Below are 17,643 nucleotides of genomic sequence, written 5' to 3'. Positions count from 1 at the left end.
CTCCATGCTGTGTGGACGCTGTTTACCGATCCACGGAACATCGCTACACTTTAAGTTATGGATAATCATTATCATTTGTTCGTCGGTGCTGGCTATGCCAGCCATTGACGAGCGAACTGAACTCGATGAGCCAATTGGAAAAGGAGAGCACCATGAGCACGCGGATTGAACGAGACAGCATGGGCGAGCTGGAAGTGCCCGCAGAAGCCCTTTACGGTGCCCAGACACAGCGGGCGATGAACAACTTCCCGGTGTCGGGCACCCCGCTGCCCGCGGCGTTCATTCACGCCGTGGCGCGCATCAAACTGGCTGCCGCGCGCAGCAATCAGGCGCTGGGGCTGCTGGATGAACAGCGCGCCGCGGCCATCGAAAAGGCGGCCATGGCGGTGATCGACGGGCAGTACGATGAGCACTTCCCAGTGGATGTGTTCCAGACGGGGTCGGGCACCTCCACCAACATGAACGTCAATGAGGTGCTGGCGACCCTGGCCAGTCGTGAAGGGGTCGAGGTCACGCCCAATGATCACGTCAATATGGGTCAGTCCAGTAACGATGTCATCCCGACCGCCATTCACCTGTCCGCGGCGATTGCGGTACATGACCAGCTCCGACCTGCTCTGGTGCAGCTGAAAGAGACCATCGACCGCCGTGCCGAAGGGCTTTCCCACGTGGTGAAGACCGGGCGCACGCATTTGATGGACGCCATGCCGCTGCGTATGGACCAGGAACTGGGCGGCTGGTCCAGCCAGGTGGGGCAGGCCATCGAGCGTTTTGACAGCGCCCAGCAGCGGCTGTGCCGATTGGCGCAAGGCGGTACGGCAGTGGGCACGGGCATCAATGCGCCTGCAGGGTTCGCCGAGCGGGTGGCCGAGGACCTGAGTCGACAAACAGGGCTTTCCCTGGTGCCCAACGACAGCTTCTTCGCCAGCCTGGGCTCTCAAGATGCTGCCGTGGAGCTGTCCGGGCAGCTGCGCGGCTTTGCCTGTGTGGTGATGAAAATTGCCAATGACCTGCGCTGGATGAACTCTGGGCCGCTGGCAGGGCTGGGTGAGATCGAGTTGGAGGCGCTGCAGCCGGGGAGCTCCATCATGCCTGGCAAGGTCAATCCGGTGATTCCCGAGTCTGCGGCCCAGGCGGCGGCTCAGGTGATCGGTCTGGATACGGCGGTGACCGTGGCCGGGCAGAGCGGTAACTTTCAGCTGAACGTGATGCTACCGCTGGTGGCGGCCAATCTGCTGACCTCCATTACACTGATGAGCAACACCGCCACGCTGCTGGCCGAGCGGGCCATCGCCACTTTCAAGGTGCGCGAGGATAATTTGCAGGGGCCACTGGCGCGCAACCCGATTCTGGTCACGGCACTGAACAGTGTCATTGGCTATAACGCCGCCGCTGCCATTGCCAAGAAGGCGTATCAGGCGGGTCGGCCCATCATCGACGTGGCCGAGGAAGAAACCGACCTGGACCGCGCGACCCTAGAGCGCTTGCTGGACCCGGCGGTGCTCACGCGTGGGGGAATTCCTCAGTAAACAGCCGCGTGGTGCGCGACCAGGCTACATCGTTTAGATCGCCCGCCACGATGGTGGGGAAAGGCTCTTCGTGGACTTCTTGCCCTACCCATAGCAACTCGGCGTCGCGCCACAGCGACTTTTCGCTCTCGCTGGGGGCGGGCGGTCTGGGGTGCAGGGCGTAGAAGCGAATCTGTTCGCCGTTGTCCAGGGTGACGCGCGTGTGGATGGAAGGGATGTCGTCCTGAATCAGCCACTTTACCTGTGGGTTGCTCAGCGGCAGGCGCGAATAGAGATGCATGCCATACAGGTTGTCCAGCGGCACCTTGACGCTGTGGGGCCACCGTTCGTGGAGAACGCTATCGAGCTGCTCTTGCCACCACTGGTCGGATTCGAGAGTGAGCACCACGTCTGGCTGGTGGCGCTCGATCATGGCCAGCAGTTTCGCTGACTGGCGGTTGGGCGTGAGCACGTTGGCGATCAGCAGCGTCAGCGTCGGGGCCTGGCTGTCGGCGTGGGTGGCCTTGACCTGGACTGGCCAGCAGCGGGTCCAAGGGATGATGTAGCGCAGTTGAAGCAACAGGCTCACCAGGGAAGCTGCCAGAGCAATGCTCTGCCAATTGCCAGCAGGCAGTATCAGGCCGCTCAGCAGCGCACAGAGCGCCGCTGCTGTCGCCAGCTGCAAACGTGGAAATTCGACGCTGCGAATCCACCACCAGCGTAGGCGGACTCTGGCCAGCAGCGTGGCGAACAGGAGTGTCAGAGCGGTACAACCCAGTAATGGACCGAGCAAGCGATACCTCCTGGCATCATGATAGGACGATTTAACGTAGATGAAGCTTAGTGGTTACGTTTATCAAGTGTCGATATAATTCTTCCAGCTCAGGCGGTTGCCAGAGCCTTGCAGAGAAGAAGACGTAAAAATGACTTGCAATTCAGCTATAAAGCCGTAGAATACGCATCCGTTGCACAGCAGGACCATAGCTCAGTTGGTTAGAGCGCCACGTTGACATCGTGGAGGTCGGCGGTTCAAATCCGCCTGGTCCTACCAATCATGTGCGGCCACGTTTCAGGACCATAGCTCAGTTGGTTAGAGCGCCACGTTGACATCGTGGAGGTCGGCGGTTCAAATCCGCCTGGTCCTACCAGATTCCCCAAAAAGCCCCGAGCAGTGCTCGGGGCTTTTTGCGTTATGGGCGGGGCAGATCAGTGTGGAGGATGAAGGTATCGACCAGCGCCTCGATGCCGGCCTGGTCCTGGGCGCTGAAGCGGGCCAGCTGGGGGCTGTCGATATCCAGAACGCCCCATAGCCAGCCATTCTGAACGATGGGGATGACCAGTTCGGACTGGGAGGCCGCATCGCAGGCAATATGGTCGGCTACGGCGTGTACGTCGTCGACCCGCTGGGTGGTGCGGCTGCGCGCCGCTGCGCCGCATACTCCCTTGCTGAACGGAATCGGGTTGCAGGCGGGCTTGCCCTGGAAGGGGCCCAGGGTCAATATTTCCGGCTGGCGCTGCAGGTAAAAGCCTACCCAGTTGAGCTGTTCCAGCGATTGCTGGATGAACGCGCTGGTCTGGGCGCTGTTGGTCAGCCAGTCGCGTGTGTCCAGCAGGGCAGCGAGCTGTCGATTGAGCAGGTCATAATCGATGGGGGTCATGTTGTTTCCCGGTTCGGATCAATGTCTCGGATCAAAACGCATCAGGCCAGCCTCGCGGCTGGCCTGATGGCAAAGCGTGTGTGCTGCTCGGCGGATTAGTCTTCGATCCAGCCAGGTACGGCGGCACCTTTGAACAGCTCTTCGGCTTTTTCGATGACTTCGTCGCGCTGGTAGGCTTCGACCAGTTGGCGAATCTCTTCGCGCTCTTCGTCACCGCTGCGTACGGCAATCAGGTTGACGTAGGGGGACTCGGGGCCTTCCTTGATCAGTGCGTCATCCAGGCTGAGGCCTGCTGGCTGAGCAAAGGTGTTGTTGATGAAGGCCATGTCCACGTCGGGAAGGACGCGGGGAAGCTGGGCGGCTTCGATTTCACGGAAGCGGAAGTTACGCGGGTTTTCGGCGATATCAATCGGCGTCGCTTCCAGGAAGGTCGGATCGTTTAGGGTGATCAGGCCTTCATTGTGCATCAGAATCAGCGCACGACCTTCGTTAGAAGGGTCGTTGGGCAGCGCGATTTGCGCGCCGTCCGGCAGCTCATCAATGGTGTCGTACTTTTCAGAGTAAGCGCCGATGGGATACACGAAGGTGTAACCGGCGATGGCAAAGTCGTAGCCACGGTCGTTGACCATGGCTTGCATGTAGGGCTCGTGCTGGTAGGCGTTGGCATCCAGGCTGCCATCGGCCAGTGCCGCGTTGGGCGTCACGTAATCGGTAAACTCGATGATTTCGACGTTCAGGTCGAACTCTTCCTTGGCAATGCGCGCCGCGACTTCCATGACTTCGGTTTCCGGGCCAGCGACCGTGCCCATCTTGATGGTACGCGTGTCGGCGTTGGCGACGTTGATGGCCAGTGCCAGGGCGGTCAGGCTGCCAATAACGAGTTTTTGCATGGCGTTGCTCCAGTGTTGTGGTGAATCGTGTTGCAATGATGCGGTAATAAGAAACGCAAGTCTAATTCGTTTTCGCTATATGTGGCTATGCTGATCAAAGCTAAAAGCTATGTCATTTCGCTGAGCCGTCGGTGGCTTACTTGCGATCGCTTTTGCGTACCAGATAGTCGCCCAGGCTTTGGAAGCCTTGCACCATGACCACCAGAATCACCACGGTGATCAGCATGATGGTCGGGTTGAAGCGGTTGTAGCCATAGCGAATGCCCAAATCGCCCAGGCCGCCGCCGCCAACGGCGCCTGCCATGGCCGAGTAGCTCACCAGAGTCACCACGGTGATGGTGAGACCGGTGATGATGCCGCCGCGTGCTTCAGGGATCAGCACCTTGGTGATGATTTGCCAGGGCGTGGCGCCCATCGACTGGGCGGACTCGATCAGGCCGGGCGAAATTTCGTTGAGCGCGCCTTCGATCAAGCGGGCGACGAAGGGGATGGCCGCGATGGTCAAAGGGACCGATGCCGCGTTGATGCCGATGGAGGTGCCGACCAGCATTCGCGTGAAAGGAATGATGGCGACCATCAGAATGATGAACGGAATCGAACGGCCTACGTTGGTGATGATGCCCAGTGCCTGGTTGAGTACCGGCATGGCCAGAATCTGCCGAGGCCGCGTGACGTACAGCAGCACCCCCAGCGGCAGGCCCAGCAGTGTGGCGATGACGCCGGACACGGTCACCATGTAAAGGGTGTTCAGCGTCTCCTGTAACACGAGATCAAACATTGCGCTGGACATGACCCAGTACCTCCACCTGTAGTTGATGCGATTCCAGATAAGACATGGCTTGCTCGGTCTGTGCCGGAGTGCCCAGCAGCTCGGCGATCATCAGGCCCAGCGTGCGGTCCTGAATCGACTCGACCTTGGCCTGCAGGATGCTGACATCCACGCTGCACTCCCGCGCCAGGCGTGAAATCAGCGGCGTGGAGACCGCATCGCCCGAGAAGGTCAGCCGCACCACCGGGTGGGTCTGCTCGCCGGGCTGCGCTTGCAAGCGCGCCAGCAGCTCCTTGGGCGGGCTCAGCTGCAGGAAATCGTTGAGGAATTCGCGACCCAGCTGGGTGGCTGGGGCGGTAAAGAAATCGCCGACTTCGGCGTCTTCCACCAGTCGCCCGCCGGAAATCAGACTGACGCGATGGCAGATCGATTTGACCACTTCCATCTCATGAGTGATCAGCAGGATGGTAATGCCCAGCTGCTGATTGATGTCGCGCAGCAGTTCCAGAATGGAGCTGGTGGTTTGCGGGTCCAGGGCCGACGTGGCCTCGTCGCAGAGCAGTACGTTGGGCTTGCTGGCTAGCGCCCGGGCAATGGCCACGCGCTGTTTCTGACCACCTGAGAGTTGCGCGGGGTACTGCTTGGCCTTGTCGGCCAGGCCGACCATGTCGAGCAGTGGCAAGACGCGGTTCTTGATGGCGCTGCGCTTCTCACCCATCAGCTCCAGCGGCAGCGCCACGTTATCGAAGACGGTGCGCGTGGTGAGCAGGTTGAAGTGCTGAAAGATCATGCCGATACGATGGCGTGCCTGATTCAGGTCGCGGCGGCTCAACTGAGTCATTTCCTGGCCGTCGACCTGTACCTTGCCACTGGTGGGGCGCTCCAGCAGGTTGACGCAGCGGATCAGGGTCGATTTACCTGCGCCGGATAAGCCGATGACGCCGTGAATGCTGCCCTTGGGGATCGTTAAATTGACATCCTGAAGGGCGTGAACGGCGCTGGGGCCGCTGCCGTAGGTTTTGCTTACGTTGCTAAGTTCAATCATAGCGTCTGCCTTAATGTTAGGCCGAAGACGGAGTGCGGAAGAGGCGAGCGTAGGGAGGGTAACAAAAAAAAGGCCACCCTTGCGGGTGGCCATCAACGCTGGACACACCCTTTTAGCTGCACTTCACGTGGTTACAGGAACCGCGTGGACGCCCGCAATCTGGGTACAAATCGGCGTCATTACATTTGCGGCGAAAGTCTAAAGAGAGGTAGGAGAATTGTCAATTAAATACGGTCTATTTCATGTTTAAGCGTGCTTATGCAGATTTTTCCGCTTTTTTTAAGCTTGTTTTTAGTTTTTGATTCTGAATTAGGCCTTTTCAGGCCGCATTAGACAGCAAAAAACACGCTGTTCAAGCACTTGCCGGGCCTGCACTGCACAAGGTTGGGGCATAGGGTGTAAGCTTGCGGAAATTTTTACAGCTTGAGCCAGTTCGCTGGCGAATCAACAGAGGGAAAGTCCATGTTCACCGGTATTGTGCAAGGTATCGCCGAGGTCGTCGAAGTGCTGGAGCTGGAGGCGTTTCGTACCCACGTGGTGGCGCTGCCCGAAGAGCTGCGTGAGGGGCTGGAAATTGGTGCGTCGGTAGCACATAACGGGGTCTGTTTGACCGTCACGCGCATCGAAGGTGAGAAGGTCAGCTTTGATTTGATGCGTGAAACGCTGCGATTGACTAATCTTGGTGCAATCGAGGTGGGGCAATGCGTCAATATAGAGCGTGCAGCCCGTTTTGGTGATGAAATTGGCGGGCACTCCATGTCCGGGCACGTCATCTGTATGGCCAAGGTCGTGACCATCGAGGAAGCCCCCAACAATCGTCGGCTGTGGTTCTTGCTGCCCCCCTCGATGGCCAGGTTCGTGTTCGAGAAAGGCTACATTGGCGTGGATGGTATCAGCTTGACCGTGGGGGACGTACGACCGGCTGGCGCTGGGGAAGGGGTGGAGTTCAGCGTCAACCTGATTCCCGAAACGCTGTCGCGCACCATGCTCAAGGAGCGACTGGTCGGGGACTGGGTCAATATCGAGATCGACCCGCAAACCCAGGTCATCGTGGAGACCGTGGAGCGGGTGCTGGCGAGTCGACTGTAGAAAATTATCGGCCAGTGTTGACCAATCGGTTAGCTTATGGCCTGAAGTTTGCTAATCATAAGATAGGGGCGCCATCGCCCTTTCATTCGCTGCACACGGGGTACTCGCATCGCGCAGTGCCTTTCGGTAGTATGTGCGGCTTTTCTCGCACCAAGGGACGCATCCAGCGTAAGCGCGAAGGATAAAAACGACATGAAATTTCTGGACAACTACTTCAAGCTCGCCGAGCAGAAGACCAACGTAAAAACCGAGGTGATTGCAGGGGTCACCACGTTCCTTACGATGGCCTATATCATCTTCGTCAACCCGAGCATTCTTTCCGAAGCCGGCATGGATTACGGTGCCGTGTTCGTGGCGACGTGTCTGGCGGCGGCCATTGGCTGTTTCGTGATGGGGCTATGGGCCAACTACCCCATTGCCCAGGCGCCGGGGATGGGTTTGAACGCCTTCTTTACCTATGGTGTCGTGCTGGGAATGGGCTACACCTGGGAGGCCGCGCTGGGGGCGGTATTCTTCTCGGGCCTGGCCTTCTTCCTGCTGAGTATCTTCAAAATTCGTGAGTGGATCATCAATTCGATTCCGCTGTCGCTGCGATTGGGCATTGCGGCGGGTATCGGCCTGTTCCTGGCGATGATCGCCCTGAAGAATGCGGGCATCGTGGTGTCCAATCCGGCGACCTATGTGGCGCTGGGCGACCTGTCCCAGCCGCCGGCCATTTACGCCTTGTTGGGCTTTTTCGTGATTACCGCGCTGGCCTACCTGCGCGTGACCGGTGCGGTGATGATCGGTATTCTGGGTGTGACCGTCATGGCCATGGTGCTGGGCCACAACCAGTATGGCGGGATCATGTCCATGCCGCCTTCCATCGCGCCGACGTTCATGGCCATGGATCTGATGGGTGCGCTGGACGTGGCCATGCTGAGCGTGATTTTTGCGTTCCTGTTCGTGGACCTGTTCGATACCTCGGGTACGCTGGTGGGCGTGGCACACCGTGGCAAGCTGCTGGACAAGGACGGCAAGCTGCCGCGCATTGGCCGCGCCATGATGGCCGATAGCACGGCGTCCATGGCCGGTGCTGCGCTGGGTACTTCCACCACGACCAGTTACATCGAGTCGACAGCGGGCATTGCCTCGGGCGGCCGTACCGGTCTGACGGCGGTGGTCGTTGGCGTACTGTTTTTGATCAGCCTGTTCTTTGCGCCGCTGGCGGGTTCCATTCCGGCCTATGCCACGGCGGGCGCTCTGCTGTACGTGGCGGTGCTGATGGCGGGTAGCCTGGCGCATGCCAACTGGGAAGACCCCACAGACGCCGCGCCGGTGCTGATCGCTGCGCTGGCCATGCCGCTAACCTTCTCAATTGCCGAGGGTATTGCCCTGGGCTTTATCAGCTACGTTGCCATCAAGACCCTGTCAGGTCGATTCAGCGACCTGAATCCGGCAGTGGTCGTGCTGGCGCTGCTGTTTGCAGCAAAATTCCTGTTCCTGGGCTAACTGCCCGCATTTTGACTAATCAATGAGAGACGCGATGAGCATCTACGGCGATTACATTAAGTCCGTTATTCGCACGGTTCCTGACTGGCCAGAGCAAGGAGTGAACTTCCGTGACATCACTCCGCTGCTGCAAAACAGCGCTGCCTTTCGCAAGCTGATCGATAGCTTCGTGCACCGCTACCAGGAGATGAACCTGGATGCCATCGCGGCGATTGACGCTCGTGGCTTCATTATTGGCGCCCCGTTGGCCTATGAGCTGGGCTGCAGCTTCGTGCCGGTGCGCAAGAAGGGCAAGCTGCCGTTCAAGACGATCAGCGAGACCTATACGCTGGAATATGGTCATTCGGAAGTCGAGCTGCACGCCGACGCTTTTCAGCAGAATGACCGTATTTTGTTGATGGATGATCTGATTGCCACCGGCGGTACCATGCTGGCAGCGGCCAACCTCATTCAGCGCTGCGGCGGCCAGGTCGTCGAGACGGCAACGATCATCGACCTGCCTGAACTGGGTGGCTCTACCAAAATTCGCGATGCGGGCTATAGCGTATTCGCGGTCTGTTCCTTTAATGAAGACGAGTAACGCCCCATGAGCAGCGAACGCTACCACCAACACTTCACCGTCTCCTGGGATCAGATTCATCGTGACGTTCGTCAGCTGTGCCATTTGCTGATCGAGCGTGACTTCAAGGGGATCGTGGCGATTACCCGAGGCGGATTGATTCCTGCGGCGCTGATTGCCCGTGAACTCAACATCCGCCTGATCGACACGATCTGCATCAAGAGCTACGACCACATGAGCCAGGGTGGTCTGGACATCATGAAAGGCGTCGACCACGACGGCGAAGGCTGGCTGCTGGTGGATGATCTGGTCGACACCGGCAAGACGGCGCGTGCGGTGCGTGAAATGCTGCCCAAGGCGCATTTCGTGACCATCTACGCCAAGCCCGAAGGTCGGCCGCTGGTGGATCAGTACCTGACCGAAGTGGCACAGCAGTGCTGGATTCAGTTTCCCTGGGACATGGGCATTGCCTATGTCGAGCCTCTCGCCGACCAGATGAAGAAGTAACATGTCGACTCCGCTACCCAATGACTGGCAACAGTGGCTGGGGCAAGAGTTCAAGGCCGACTACATGTCGGCCTTGAAAGCCTTTCTGGCTCAGGAAAAAGCGGCCAAGAAGGTCATTTATCCTCATTCGTCCCTCTGGTTTCGTGCGTTTGAGCTGACCCCGCTGGCCTCGGTCAAGGTGGTCATTCTCGGTCAGGACCCCTACCACGGCCCCAACCAGGCACATGGCCTGTGTTTTTCGGTACAGCCAGGGGTGCCGGTGCCGCCGTCGCTGGTCAACATCTATAAAGAGTTGGCGGCGGACGTAGGTTTTACACCGGTGCGCCATGGCTTCCTGGAACCCTGGGCCAAGCAGGGCGTGTTGTTGCTGAACACTGCGCTGACCGTGGAGCAGGGCAATGCAGCGTCGCATCGCGGCAAGGGCTGGGAGTCGTTCACCGACCGGGCCATCGAAACCGTCAGCCAGCACGGCGAGCCCTGTGTGTTTCTGCTCTGGGGCAGCCATGCCCGCCAGAAGAAAGCGCTGATCGATACCCAGCGCCATTTGGTACTGGAGTCGCCCCATCCTTCGCCACTGTCGGCACACCGTGGCTTCTTCGGTAATCACCATTTTTCCAAGGCAAATCAGTTCCTCCAGCAGCAGGGCCGTACGCCTATTACGTGGCAATTGCCGGAAAAGCCTTAACCTGATGGTCAGTTGCGGGTAGAATGGCGCGCAATTTTGATCGCGTGTCGATACGATCCTGATTGCCACCCCGAATCCCCTGTAGTGAGGAAGTCCCATGAGTGTGTACGCCATTAACCATCCGCTTGTTCAGCATAAACTGGGACTCATGCGTGAAGCTGACCTGAGCACGAAAAGCTTTCGTGAATTGGCGGGTGAAGTGGCCAAGCTGCTGACCTACGAAGCGACCAAGGGTCTGGAGCTTGAAAATCACGAGATTCAGGGATGGAACGGTGAGCCTATCGCGACACAGCGCCTCAAGGGCAAAAAGGTGACCATCGTGCCTATCCTGCGCGCAGGCCTGGGGATGCTGGAAGGCGTGACCGACCTCATCCCCAGTGCGCGGGTTAGCGTGGTGGGCCTTTATCGTGATGAGGAAACGCTGCAGCCGGTGCCATACTTCGCCAAGTTTGCCAACGATATCGAAGAGCGCATGGCCATCGTCATCGACCCCATGCTGGCGACCGGTGGTTCCATGGTGGCGACACTGGACATGCTGCGTGAGCGCGGTTGTGAACACATGAAAGTGATCGTGCTGGTGGCTGCCCCTGAAGGGATCAAACGGGTGCAAGATGCTTATCCTGATGTAGAAATCTACACCGCGTCGGTAGATGACCGACTCGATGAGAATGGCTACATCGTCCCCGGCTTGGGAGATGCCGGCGACAAGATTTTCGGGACGCGTTAAGCGCTCCGTAACATACAGCCCCTTACGCACCGCGTTGGGGGCATTTTTTTGCCTCCGTTATCTACGATAGACCTTCCTGGAGTGGTGCAATGACAACGAATAGTGCACAAGAGTCGTGGCCTAAACTACTGCTGACCGGCGGACAAATGCTGTTCGTCGCATTTGGTGCCTTGGTGCTGGTACCGCTGCTGACGGGCTTGGACCCCAGCGTGGCCTTGTTTACCGCTGGGGTGGGCACGCTCGTTTTCCACGGCATTACGCGCCAGACGGTGCCGGTCTTTTTGGCTTCTTCCTTTGCTTTCATTGCCCCCATTCAGGGGTCGATTGCGAGCTTTGGAGTCTCTGCCACCATGGGTGGGCTGATGGCCGCCGGGTTGGTATACGTGGCCATTTCACAGGCCGTTCGACTGAAAGGCACGGCCTGGTTGCACCGCTTGTTGCCACCGGTGGTGGTGGGGCCGGTCATCATGGTCATTGGCCTTGCTCTGGCGCCAGTGGCGGTCAGCATGGCCACCGGTGAAACCAGTGACAACATTGGCTACGGTGCGGCGATCTTTCTCTCCATGGCCAGTCTGTTGGTGACGCTGGTGCTGGCTGTGTTCGGGCGTGGTTTGCTGCGTCTGGTGCCCATCATGGGCGGTATTGCGGTGGGCTACGTACTGGCCCTGCTGATGGGGGTGGTCGATTTTGCCCCGGTCAGGGAAGCGGCCTGGCTGTCGGTGCCCAATTTCACTGCCCCCAGTTTTCACTGGGCCGCAATTCTGTTCATGATTCCGGTGGCGATCGCACCCGCTGTGGAGCATATCGGCGACATGGTGGCGATTGGTTCGGTGACTCGCAAGAACTACCTGGAAAAACCCGGCCTGCATCGCACGCTGCTGGGTGACGGCCTGGCCACGACCACGGCGGCGCTGTTCGGTGGTCCGCCCAATACCACTTATTCCGAAGTGACCGGCGCGGTGACGCTGACCAAGGCGTTCAACCCGAAATACATGGTGATTGCCGCCGTGCTGGCCATCGTGCTGGCATTCGTCGGCAAGCTGGGTGCCTTGCTGCAAACCATTCCCGGTCCGGTGATGGGCGGCATCATGACTCTGCTGTTTGGCTCGATTGCCGTGGTGGGCATGAATACCCTGGTGCGCGCAGGGCAGTCGCTGACGGCGGCGCGTAATCTGGTGGTGGTGTCGCTGATTCTGGTCTTCGGCATTGGCGGCATGCAGTTCGGGGGTGGTCAATTCACCTTGCAGGGCGTAAGTTTGGCAGCCTTGGTGGGCATTGCGTTAAACTGGCTGTTGCCTGCAGAGAAAGAAGGCGAATAGTCGCTCAGTTGACGAGGTATGCCATGAAAGAGTCACCAAACTGTGCGTTTCCGGTGCTGGGTGTCGCCGCGTGGAGCGGGACGGGAAAGACCACGCTGCTCGAGCAGCTGCTGCCTCGGCTGCGAGCACTTGGGCTGTCGGTGGCGGTGATCAAGCATGCCCATCACCAGTTCGAGGTGGATCAGCCTGGCAAGGATAGTTACCAGTTGCGCAAGGCCGGAGCGGCCCCGATGCTGGTGGCATCGAGTCGCCGTCTGGCACTGATGATGGATATGCCGACAGAGGAAGAGCCGGATCTGGCGTATCTGCTTTCGCTCATGGCACCGCATGCACCTGACCTGGTCATCGTCGAAGGTTTCAAAGCCTGGCCCATCGCCAAGCTGGTGCTCTACCGAGAGGGCATTGGTGATGCGCACATCCTCGATGACCCGCATGGGGTGGCCGTTGCGCTGAGTGGCGCGGTGCCTGTGCCTCTGCGTGAGGATGTGATGCGGCTGAACCTCGACGACATTGATGGTATTGCCCGCTGGGTGTTCGACTGGGCTGCCGAGCAGCGCCACTCTCTGATTGATAGCAAAAGGTGACACGATGCAGTTAACCCACCTCAATGCCCAAGGCGAAGCCAACATGGTCGATGTTGGCGACAAGGCTGAGACACGCCGAGAGGCCGTTGCCTCTGGACGAATCGTGATGAGCGCTCAGACGCTTCAGCTGCTGACGGACGGTGCCTTGCCCAAGGGTGATGTGCTGGCCACGGCGCGCATCGCCGGTATTCAAGCGGCCAAGCGCACCCACGAGCTGATACCGCTGTGCCACGCCTTGGCGCTTTCCAAGGTGTCGGTGGACTTCGAGATCGACCACGACAACGGTTGGGTCAACGTTACGGCGCTGTGTCGCCTGAATGGCCGGACGGGGGTAGAGATGGAGGCCCTGACGGCCGTGTCCGTGGCCTGCCTGACGCTGTATGACATGTGCAAGGCCGTCGATAAAGAGATGCGCATCGAAGCCGTGCAGTTGGAGAGCAAGCAGGGAGGCAGCCGGGGAGACTACCAGCGCCTGATGCCCGCGCCCATCGTGACCGGCGAAGGGGCATCCGGGGAAGTAAGCCTTGGGGAGCGTTGCTCATCTCCCTGCGTGCGGGTCAAGTTTCTGGCCGAGCTGCGCGAGCGGGTCGGGGAAAGCGATGTGTCGGTGGATCTGGACCGCTTGCCGAGCCGCAACGTCGCGGGCCTGAAGGCGGCGCTCAGCGCTCAGGATGCGCGCTATGCGCTGTTGTCCGATCAGCGTACGTTATGTGCCATCAACCAGGTCATGGCCAGCGACAGTTCGCGCATTACCGACGATGACGAAGTGGCCTTCTTTCCGCCCGTCACGGGGGGCTGAGTCATGGCGCTGCTTGAACATCCGCATAAAGCGCTCGTGGTCGAGGTCACCGGGGACAGCTTCTCCATGGCTCATGGCTACGAGCAGGCGCTGCAGGGTCGCACGGATATCGGTGCGGTGGTCAGCTTTACCGGACTGGTGCGCGACTTCAACGAGTCGCCCGATGTACTGGGCTTGACGCTGGAGCATTACCCGGGAATGACCGAGCGCAGCCTGATGGAGATCGCCGAGCAGGCCTGGCAGCGCTGGTCGCTCCAGGCGGTGCGCATCATTCATCGGGTGGGAGATTTGGCGCCAGGTGACCCTATCGTTCGCGTGCTGGTCGCCAGTGCCCATCGCCGGGATGCCTTCCTGGCCTGCGACTTCGTCATGGACTATCTCAAGACCCAGGCGCCGTTCTGGAAAAAGGAGCGCGCACGCCAGGGGACATATTGGGTCAAGGAGCGCAAAACCGATCAGCAGGATGCCGAGCGCTGGTCATGACCCGCGCTTGGACCTGCTGAATTCGGCATGAACTTTGGCAAGAATTTTTGTCTGAATTTTTGCATGAACTACCGCATGAACTACCGCATGAACTACTGCCGATCGAGTTCTTCCTCGGTCGGCATATCGGCGGCCATGATCTGCAGGTGCACCTCAGGCATGTGCTGAAGGTGGTTGGCCAGCCAGTGCATCAGGCGCGGTTGCAGCGCCTGGCGCAAGTCTGCCAGGGTCTCGGCCTCGATCTCTTCCAACTGATCGTCCAGCCAATCGCTGAAACTCTCCTCATCCAGCGGGCTGGCTCCCGTGGTATCCAGCATCATCCGTCCAATGCGCCACCAGCCGGTCTCGGTGGCGGTCACCGGTAGTGCCAGAAACAGGCTTCCGCGCCGTGCGCCGGGAGTCTGGTGCTCGAGCCCGGGGTGGGGCCTCACGCTGTTTTGATCGACGATGCAAGGTGGCTGGGGGTGGCGTTTTTCCAGGCGCAGGCCCTGGTTGTCCAGCGCGATCATGTCGCCATTGACCGGCGTAAGGGGCGCGCTGATGCCCAGCTGTTCGGCCAGTGCCTGGTGGGCCTGCTGATGTCTAGCTTCACCGTGCACGGGTAACAGGGCTTTTGGGCGTACCCATTGGTAAAGCTTCTTGAGCTCTTCTTGGGCTGGATGCCCTGTGGCATGCAGCTCGGGATGATTGTTTTCATCGAAGAGATCGACACCCAGCTGTAACAAACGTTTTTTAAGCTGTTCGATGGGGCGCTCATTGCCCGGGATGGCCTTGGCGGAAAAAATGACGCTGTCACCGGGCTCCAGGTCGACGAAGGGATGACGGCGTTGCGCCAGTCGTTGAAGCGCGGCGCGTGGCTCACCCTGACTGCCCGTGGCAATGATCACGACTTCTTCGGGGGGTAAATAGCCAAGATCGTGGGGCGGTACCAGTGCCGGAAAATCGTCCAGGTAGCCCAACCCTCTGGCCACGCTCACCATGCGCTCCATGGAGCGGCCCATCAAGCTGACGCGGCGTCCGCAGGCTTGTGCGGCACGCCCGATGGCCAGAACCCTCGCCAGGTTGCTGGCGAAACACGACACCACGACGCGCCCCTTGCACTTCGCAAGGGTGCTGGCCAGTGCCTTGGCGACGTTGCCTTCGCTGGCCGACTGCCCTGGCATGGGGGCGTTGGTGGAGTCACCCACCACCAGGTCCAGAGGGGCCAGCGCGCGGAAATGGGCGGCATTCACCGGCGCACCGATGAGCGGCTCCGGGTCCAGTTTCCAGTCACCCGTGTGCAGAACCCGATAGTCGCCTGCCTGCATCATGATGGCGCAGCTTTCAGGTATGGAGTGGGTGACACTCAAGTAACGCAGGGTAAAGGGCCCGCGCTCAACTGCATCGCCGGGTTCGATGATTTCGATGGCAGCGCTGCTGAGCTGGTGTTCGGCAAACTTGTGGCGCAGCAGACCCGCCGCCAGTGGGGTGGCAAAAATAGGGCAGCCCCAGCGCGGCCATAGCCAGGCCACGGCGCCGATGTGGTCTTCATGACCATGGGTGATGAACAGTGCGGCAGGCGTAATACCGAGGGTCTGCAGGGTGTCGGTGTTGGGTACCTGCAGCGGCGAGTTGGGCAGATCTTGACGAATCATCATGCCGCAATCGACGGCGATCCACTGATCGTCGTATCCATACAGCGTAAGATTCATTCCAATTTCACCGCATCCACCTAGCGGAAGCAGGTGCAGGGGCGGGCGGCGACGGGGACGAAGTTGAACGCGTGGTGGATGCATCGGTCATGAAAAGCCTGGGAAGTAATCTCTTAACTATACGGGAAGGGAGGGGCCTGTAACAATCATCGCGGCACTGCACCACAGTGCTTGGTTGCAGCGCTTGCGTTACACTAGTGCGCCTGGTGAGACTTGCCTGTCGGCAGGTAAGTCCCTGGCGAACGTGCCGTTACATACGCAAGAGTGTTCATTGATGTCTCATTATTACCGTTTAGTTGTGTCGTGCCCGGATCAGGTGGGCATCGTGGCGCGTGTTTCCAGCTTCATTGCCCAGCAGGGCGGCTCGATTACCGAGGCTAGCCAGCACTCCGACCTGGAGACGGGTCGCTTTTTCATGCGTTACGAAATTCTCGCCGATTCATTGGGCATGTCGGCCGAGGCGCTGCGTACGGCGTTCGAACCCGTCGCCGCCGAATTCGATATGCAGTGGTCACTGGTGGACACCCAGAAGCGCCGCCGCGTGGTATTGATGGTTTCCCGGGAATCCCACTGCCTGGTGGATCTGCTGTATCGCTGGCAGGCAGGCGAGCTGGATTGCGATATCGTCAGCGTCATTTCCAATCATGACGACATGCGTTCGCTCACCGAGTGGTACGGCATTCCTTATCACCACGTGCCGGTGGACCCAGCCAACAAGCAGGCGGCTTTCGAGCAGGTACAAACCCAGATCGATGCGGCACGGGCCGACTGTGTCGTGTTGGCGCGGTACATGCAAATACTGCCCCCCTCGCTGTGCGAGCGCTATGCCGGGCGCGTCATCAATATTCATCACAGCTTCTTGCCCTCCTTTGCCGGGGCAAAGCCTTACCACCAGGCTTACGAGCGTGGCGTCAAGCTGATCGGTGCCACCTGCCATTACGTAACCGAAGAGCTGGATGCGGGGCCCATCATCGAGCAGGATATCCATCGGGTAAGCCACTGCCATACGCCCACCGACCTGGTGCGCTTTGGCCGTGATGTGGAAAAAGCCGTGCTGGCCCGCGGCCTGCGCTGGCATCTGGAAGATCGCGTATTGATTCACGGTAACAAGACCGTCGTGTTCAGCTAACTCGCCCACCGGGGAGGGGCGCCATGTCCTTTGCACAAAGCGTGCTGGCCACCTGGGCACTGCTGGCTACCTGGCTGGTGTCGGCAGGTGCGCTGGGGTGGGTGCTTTGGCAGCGCCCCTGGCAGCCGCTGCTGGAAGATACCGGTTTGCAGCATCGCTGGATGGCCGCGACGCTTGCCGTGATGCTGATGTGGCAGCTGCGGGCCCAGGCGGTCGATTGGTTGACCCTGCATCTGGTGTTCACGGTGCTGATGACGTTGGTGTTCAAGGTGCCCCTGGCCTTGATCAGCAACCTGCTGCTCAACGTGGCGATGGTGGTGATCGGGCGCAATGCCTGGGAGCTGTTGGGGCCCAACGTGTTGGTGACGGGACTGGTGCCCGCCGTGATCACGGGGGTGGTATGGCGTATCGTGGATCGCCGCTTGCCGGACAACCTGATGGTGTTTCTGTTTGCCTGCGGTTTTTTCGGTGCTGCGCTGGCCACGCTAGGAGGCGGGCTGGCGGCCGTGGGGCTGATTCTGGTGGCGGGCACCGACCCTGAAGCGATCTATCTGGCTCAGGAGTATGCCCGCTTTTTACCCTTGCTGATGCCCTCGGAAGCCTTCATCACCGGCATGCTGCTGAGTATCTTGCTAGTCTACCACCCGCACTGGGTCGCCACGTTCAACGATCATCGTTACATCGATATGCAGTAGGCGGTGGCTTGGTCC

General features: G+C 59.6%; 19 protein-coding genes and 2 tRNA genes. 15 read left to right on the top strand and 6 right to left on the bottom strand.

Annotated elements, in window-relative coordinates; translation table 11 throughout:
* Nucleotides 1-152: 152 nt before the first annotated feature.
* The gene (locus RVM26_RS07240; protein ID WP_498941510.1) at nucleotides 153-1,529 is read left to right on the top strand and encodes a class II fumarate hydratase; all 1,377 of its coding nucleotides are present in this window, start codon (nucleotides 153-155) and stop codon (nucleotides 1,527-1,529) included.
* On the opposite strand, the gene RVM26_RS07235 is transcribed toward RVM26_RS07240, so the two are convergent.
* Nucleotides 1,504-2,301 (bottom strand): endonuclease/exonuclease/phosphatase family protein, encoded by a 798-nt coding sequence (locus tag RVM26_RS07235; RefSeq protein ID WP_498941509.1) that lies wholly within the window; start codon nucleotides 2,299-2,301, stop codon nucleotides 1,504-1,506. The genes RVM26_RS07240 and RVM26_RS07235 overlap by 26 nt on opposite strands.
* Before the next feature lie 181 nt (nucleotides 2,302-2,482).
* Here RVM26_RS07235 and RVM26_RS07230 point away from each other — a divergent pair.
* Nucleotides 2,483-2,559, top strand: a tRNA-Val gene (locus RVM26_RS07230).
* Between the two features lie 20 nt (nucleotides 2,560-2,579).
* Nucleotides 2,580-2,656 (top strand) — tRNA-Val (locus RVM26_RS07225).
* A 42-nt stretch (nucleotides 2,657-2,698) separates the two neighbouring features.
* Here the strand turns inward: RVM26_RS07225 and RVM26_RS07220 are convergent.
* The 4 genes from RVM26_RS07220 to RVM26_RS07205 form a co-directional block, all read right to left on the bottom strand.
* On the bottom strand, nucleotides 2,699-3,166 hold the full coding sequence (locus RVM26_RS07220) for a GAF domain-containing protein (protein WP_498941508.1): 468 nt from the start codon (nucleotides 3,164-3,166) through the stop codon (nucleotides 2,699-2,701).
* A gap of 95 nt (nucleotides 3,167-3,261) precedes the next feature.
* A complete protein-coding gene (locus RVM26_RS07215; protein WP_498941507.1) occupies nucleotides 3,262-4,056 on the bottom strand; it encodes a MetQ/NlpA family ABC transporter substrate-binding protein in 795 nt (264 codons plus the stop codon).
* A 136-nt stretch (nucleotides 4,057-4,192) separates the two neighbouring features.
* Nucleotides 4,193-4,846, bottom strand: coding sequence for a methionine ABC transporter permease (locus RVM26_RS07210; protein ID WP_498941506.1), 654 nt, complete (start codon nucleotides 4,844-4,846; stop codon nucleotides 4,193-4,195).
* Nucleotides 4,827-5,870 carry a methionine ABC transporter ATP-binding protein gene (locus tag RVM26_RS07205; RefSeq protein WP_498941505.1) on the bottom strand — a complete coding sequence of 348 codons (1,044 nt, stop codon included), beginning with the start codon at nucleotides 5,868-5,870 and terminating at the stop codon, nucleotides 4,827-4,829. The genes RVM26_RS07210 and RVM26_RS07205 overlap by 20 nt, the downstream gene beginning before the upstream one ends.
* Before the next feature lie 462 nt (nucleotides 5,871-6,332).
* Here RVM26_RS07205 and RVM26_RS07200 point away from each other — a divergent pair, with 462 nt between their 5' ends.
* The 10 genes from RVM26_RS07200 to moaE all read left to right on the top strand — a co-directional run bounded on the left by RVM26_RS07200 (nucleotide 6,333) and on the right by moaE (nucleotide 14,113).
* Nucleotides 6,333-6,959, top strand: a complete 627-nt coding sequence (locus RVM26_RS07200) for a riboflavin synthase subunit alpha (protein WP_100731228.1) — start codon at nucleotides 6,333-6,335, stop codon at nucleotides 6,957-6,959.
* A gap of 192 nt (nucleotides 6,960-7,151) precedes the next feature.
* Entirely contained in the window at nucleotides 7,152-8,450 is a 1,299-nt protein-coding gene (locus RVM26_RS07195) for an NCS2 family permease (RefSeq protein WP_498941504.1), read from the top strand.
* 34 nt (nucleotides 8,451-8,484) lie between these two features.
* Nucleotides 8,485-9,030, top strand: a complete 546-nt coding sequence (locus tag RVM26_RS07190; protein ID WP_039182221.1) for an adenine phosphoribosyltransferase — start codon at nucleotides 8,485-8,487, stop codon at nucleotides 9,028-9,030.
* A gap of 6 nt (nucleotides 9,031-9,036) precedes the next feature.
* Nucleotides 9,037-9,516 (top strand): xanthine phosphoribosyltransferase, encoded by a 480-nt coding sequence (gpt, locus tag RVM26_RS07185; RefSeq protein ID WP_100731227.1) that lies wholly within the window; start codon nucleotides 9,037-9,039, stop codon nucleotides 9,514-9,516.
* Nucleotide 9,517: 1 nt separating this feature from the next.
* Nucleotides 9,518-10,201 (top strand): uracil-DNA glycosylase, encoded by a 684-nt coding sequence (ung, locus tag RVM26_RS07180; protein WP_287805909.1) that lies wholly within the window; start codon nucleotides 9,518-9,520, stop codon nucleotides 10,199-10,201.
* A gap of 97 nt (nucleotides 10,202-10,298) precedes the next feature.
* Nucleotides 10,299-10,928, top strand: a complete 630-nt coding sequence (upp, locus tag RVM26_RS07175) for a uracil phosphoribosyltransferase (protein ID WP_039182214.1) — start codon at nucleotides 10,299-10,301, stop codon at nucleotides 10,926-10,928.
* A gap of 89 nt (nucleotides 10,929-11,017) precedes the next feature.
* Nucleotides 11,018-12,247, top strand: a complete 1,230-nt coding sequence (locus RVM26_RS07170) for a uracil-xanthine permease family protein (RefSeq protein ID WP_039182211.1) — start codon at nucleotides 11,018-11,020, stop codon at nucleotides 12,245-12,247.
* 23 nt (nucleotides 12,248-12,270) lie between these two features.
* Entirely contained in the window at nucleotides 12,271-12,831 is a 561-nt protein-coding gene (gene mobB, locus RVM26_RS07165; RefSeq protein ID WP_287805913.1) for a molybdopterin-guanine dinucleotide biosynthesis protein B, read from the top strand.
* A gap of 4 nt (nucleotides 12,832-12,835) precedes the next feature.
* Nucleotides 12,836-13,630, top strand: a complete 795-nt coding sequence (gene moaC, locus RVM26_RS07160; RefSeq protein ID WP_039182206.1) for a cyclic pyranopterin monophosphate synthase MoaC — start codon at nucleotides 12,836-12,838, stop codon at nucleotides 13,628-13,630.
* 3 nt (nucleotides 13,631-13,633) lie between these two features.
* Nucleotides 13,634-14,113 (top strand): molybdopterin synthase catalytic subunit MoaE, encoded by a 480-nt coding sequence (moaE, locus tag RVM26_RS07155; protein WP_287805916.1) that lies wholly within the window; start codon nucleotides 13,634-13,636, stop codon nucleotides 14,111-14,113.
* Between the two features lie 92 nt (nucleotides 14,114-14,205).
* Here the strand turns inward: moaE and RVM26_RS07150 are convergent, their stop codons facing one another.
* Complete coding sequence (locus RVM26_RS07150) at nucleotides 14,206-15,804, bottom strand: ribonuclease J (RefSeq protein ID WP_498941503.1); 1,599 nt, start codon at nucleotides 15,802-15,804, stop codon at nucleotides 14,206-14,208.
* 274 nt (nucleotides 15,805-16,078) lie between these two features.
* Here RVM26_RS07150 and purU point away from each other — a divergent pair, with 274 nt between their 5' ends.
* On the top strand, nucleotides 16,079-16,933 hold the full coding sequence (gene purU, locus RVM26_RS07145) for a formyltetrahydrofolate deformylase (RefSeq protein ID WP_189464045.1): 855 nt from the start codon (nucleotides 16,079-16,081) through the stop codon (nucleotides 16,931-16,933).
* 23 nt (nucleotides 16,934-16,956) lie between these two features.
* On the top strand, nucleotides 16,957-17,628 hold the full coding sequence (locus tag RVM26_RS07140; protein ID WP_096922891.1) for an energy-coupling factor ABC transporter permease: 672 nt from the start codon (nucleotides 16,957-16,959) through the stop codon (nucleotides 17,626-17,628).
* Nucleotides 17,629-17,643: the final 15 nt, after the last annotated feature.

Source organism: Halomonas sp. KM072 (assembly GCF_050710315.1).
Lineage (GTDB): Bacteria > Pseudomonadota > Gammaproteobacteria > Pseudomonadales > Halomonadaceae > Vreelandella > Vreelandella hamiltonii.
The sequence above is the reverse complement of the archived record's forward strand: the minus strand, read 5'-3'. Positions and strand labels throughout refer to the sequence as shown.

What these genes read in the sequence shown, in the direction of transcription:
- ung (WP_287805909.1), top strand. Translation starts at nt 9,518, where the DNA reads ATGTCGACTCCGCTACCCAATGACTGGCAACAGTGGCTGGGGCAAGAG.
- RVM26_RS07215 (WP_498941507.1), bottom strand. Translation starts at nt 4,056, where the DNA reads ATGCAAAAACTCGTTATTGGCAGCCTGACCGCCCTGGCACTGGCCATC.
- moaC (WP_039182206.1), top strand. Translation starts at nt 12,836, where the DNA reads ATGCAGTTAACCCACCTCAATGCCCAAGGCGAAGCCAACATGGTCGAT.
- moaE (WP_287805916.1), top strand. Translation starts at nt 13,634, where the DNA reads ATGGCGCTGCTTGAACATCCGCATAAAGCGCTCGTGGTCGAGGTCACC.
- purU (WP_189464045.1), top strand. Translation starts at nt 16,079, where the DNA reads ATGTCTCATTATTACCGTTTAGTTGTGTCGTGCCCGGATCAGGTGGGC.
- mobB (WP_287805913.1), top strand. Translation starts at nt 12,271, where the DNA reads ATGAAAGAGTCACCAAACTGTGCGTTTCCGGTGCTGGGTGTCGCCGCG.
- RVM26_RS07170 (WP_039182211.1), top strand. Translation starts at nt 11,018, where the DNA reads ATGACAACGAATAGTGCACAAGAGTCGTGGCCTAAACTACTGCTGACC.
- RVM26_RS07200 (WP_100731228.1), top strand. Translation starts at nt 6,333, where the DNA reads ATGTTCACCGGTATTGTGCAAGGTATCGCCGAGGTCGTCGAAGTGCTG.
- RVM26_RS07205 (WP_498941505.1), bottom strand. Translation starts at nt 5,870, where the DNA reads ATGATTGAACTTAGCAACGTAAGCAAAACCTACGGCAGCGGCCCCAGC.
- RVM26_RS07195 (WP_498941504.1), top strand. Translation starts at nt 7,152, where the DNA reads ATGAAATTTCTGGACAACTACTTCAAGCTCGCCGAGCAGAAGACCAAC.
- RVM26_RS07190 (WP_039182221.1), top strand. Translation starts at nt 8,485, where the DNA reads ATGAGCATCTACGGCGATTACATTAAGTCCGTTATTCGCACGGTTCCT.
- RVM26_RS07240 (WP_498941510.1), top strand. Translation starts at nt 153, where the DNA reads ATGAGCACGCGGATTGAACGAGACAGCATGGGCGAGCTGGAAGTGCCC.
- RVM26_RS07140 (WP_096922891.1), top strand. Translation starts at nt 16,957, where the DNA reads ATGTCCTTTGCACAAAGCGTGCTGGCCACCTGGGCACTGCTGGCTACC.
- gpt (WP_100731227.1), top strand. Translation starts at nt 9,037, where the DNA reads ATGAGCAGCGAACGCTACCACCAACACTTCACCGTCTCCTGGGATCAG.
- RVM26_RS07220 (WP_498941508.1), bottom strand. Translation starts at nt 3,166, where the DNA reads ATGACCCCCATCGATTATGACCTGCTCAATCGACAGCTCGCTGCCCTG.
- RVM26_RS07150 (WP_498941503.1), bottom strand. Translation starts at nt 15,804, where the DNA reads ATGAATCTTACGCTGTATGGATACGACGATCAGTGGATCGCCGTCGAT.
- RVM26_RS07210 (WP_498941506.1), bottom strand. Translation starts at nt 4,846, where the DNA reads ATGTCCAGCGCAATGTTTGATCTCGTGTTACAGGAGACGCTGAACACC.
- upp (WP_039182214.1), top strand. Translation starts at nt 10,299, where the DNA reads ATGAGTGTGTACGCCATTAACCATCCGCTTGTTCAGCATAAACTGGGA.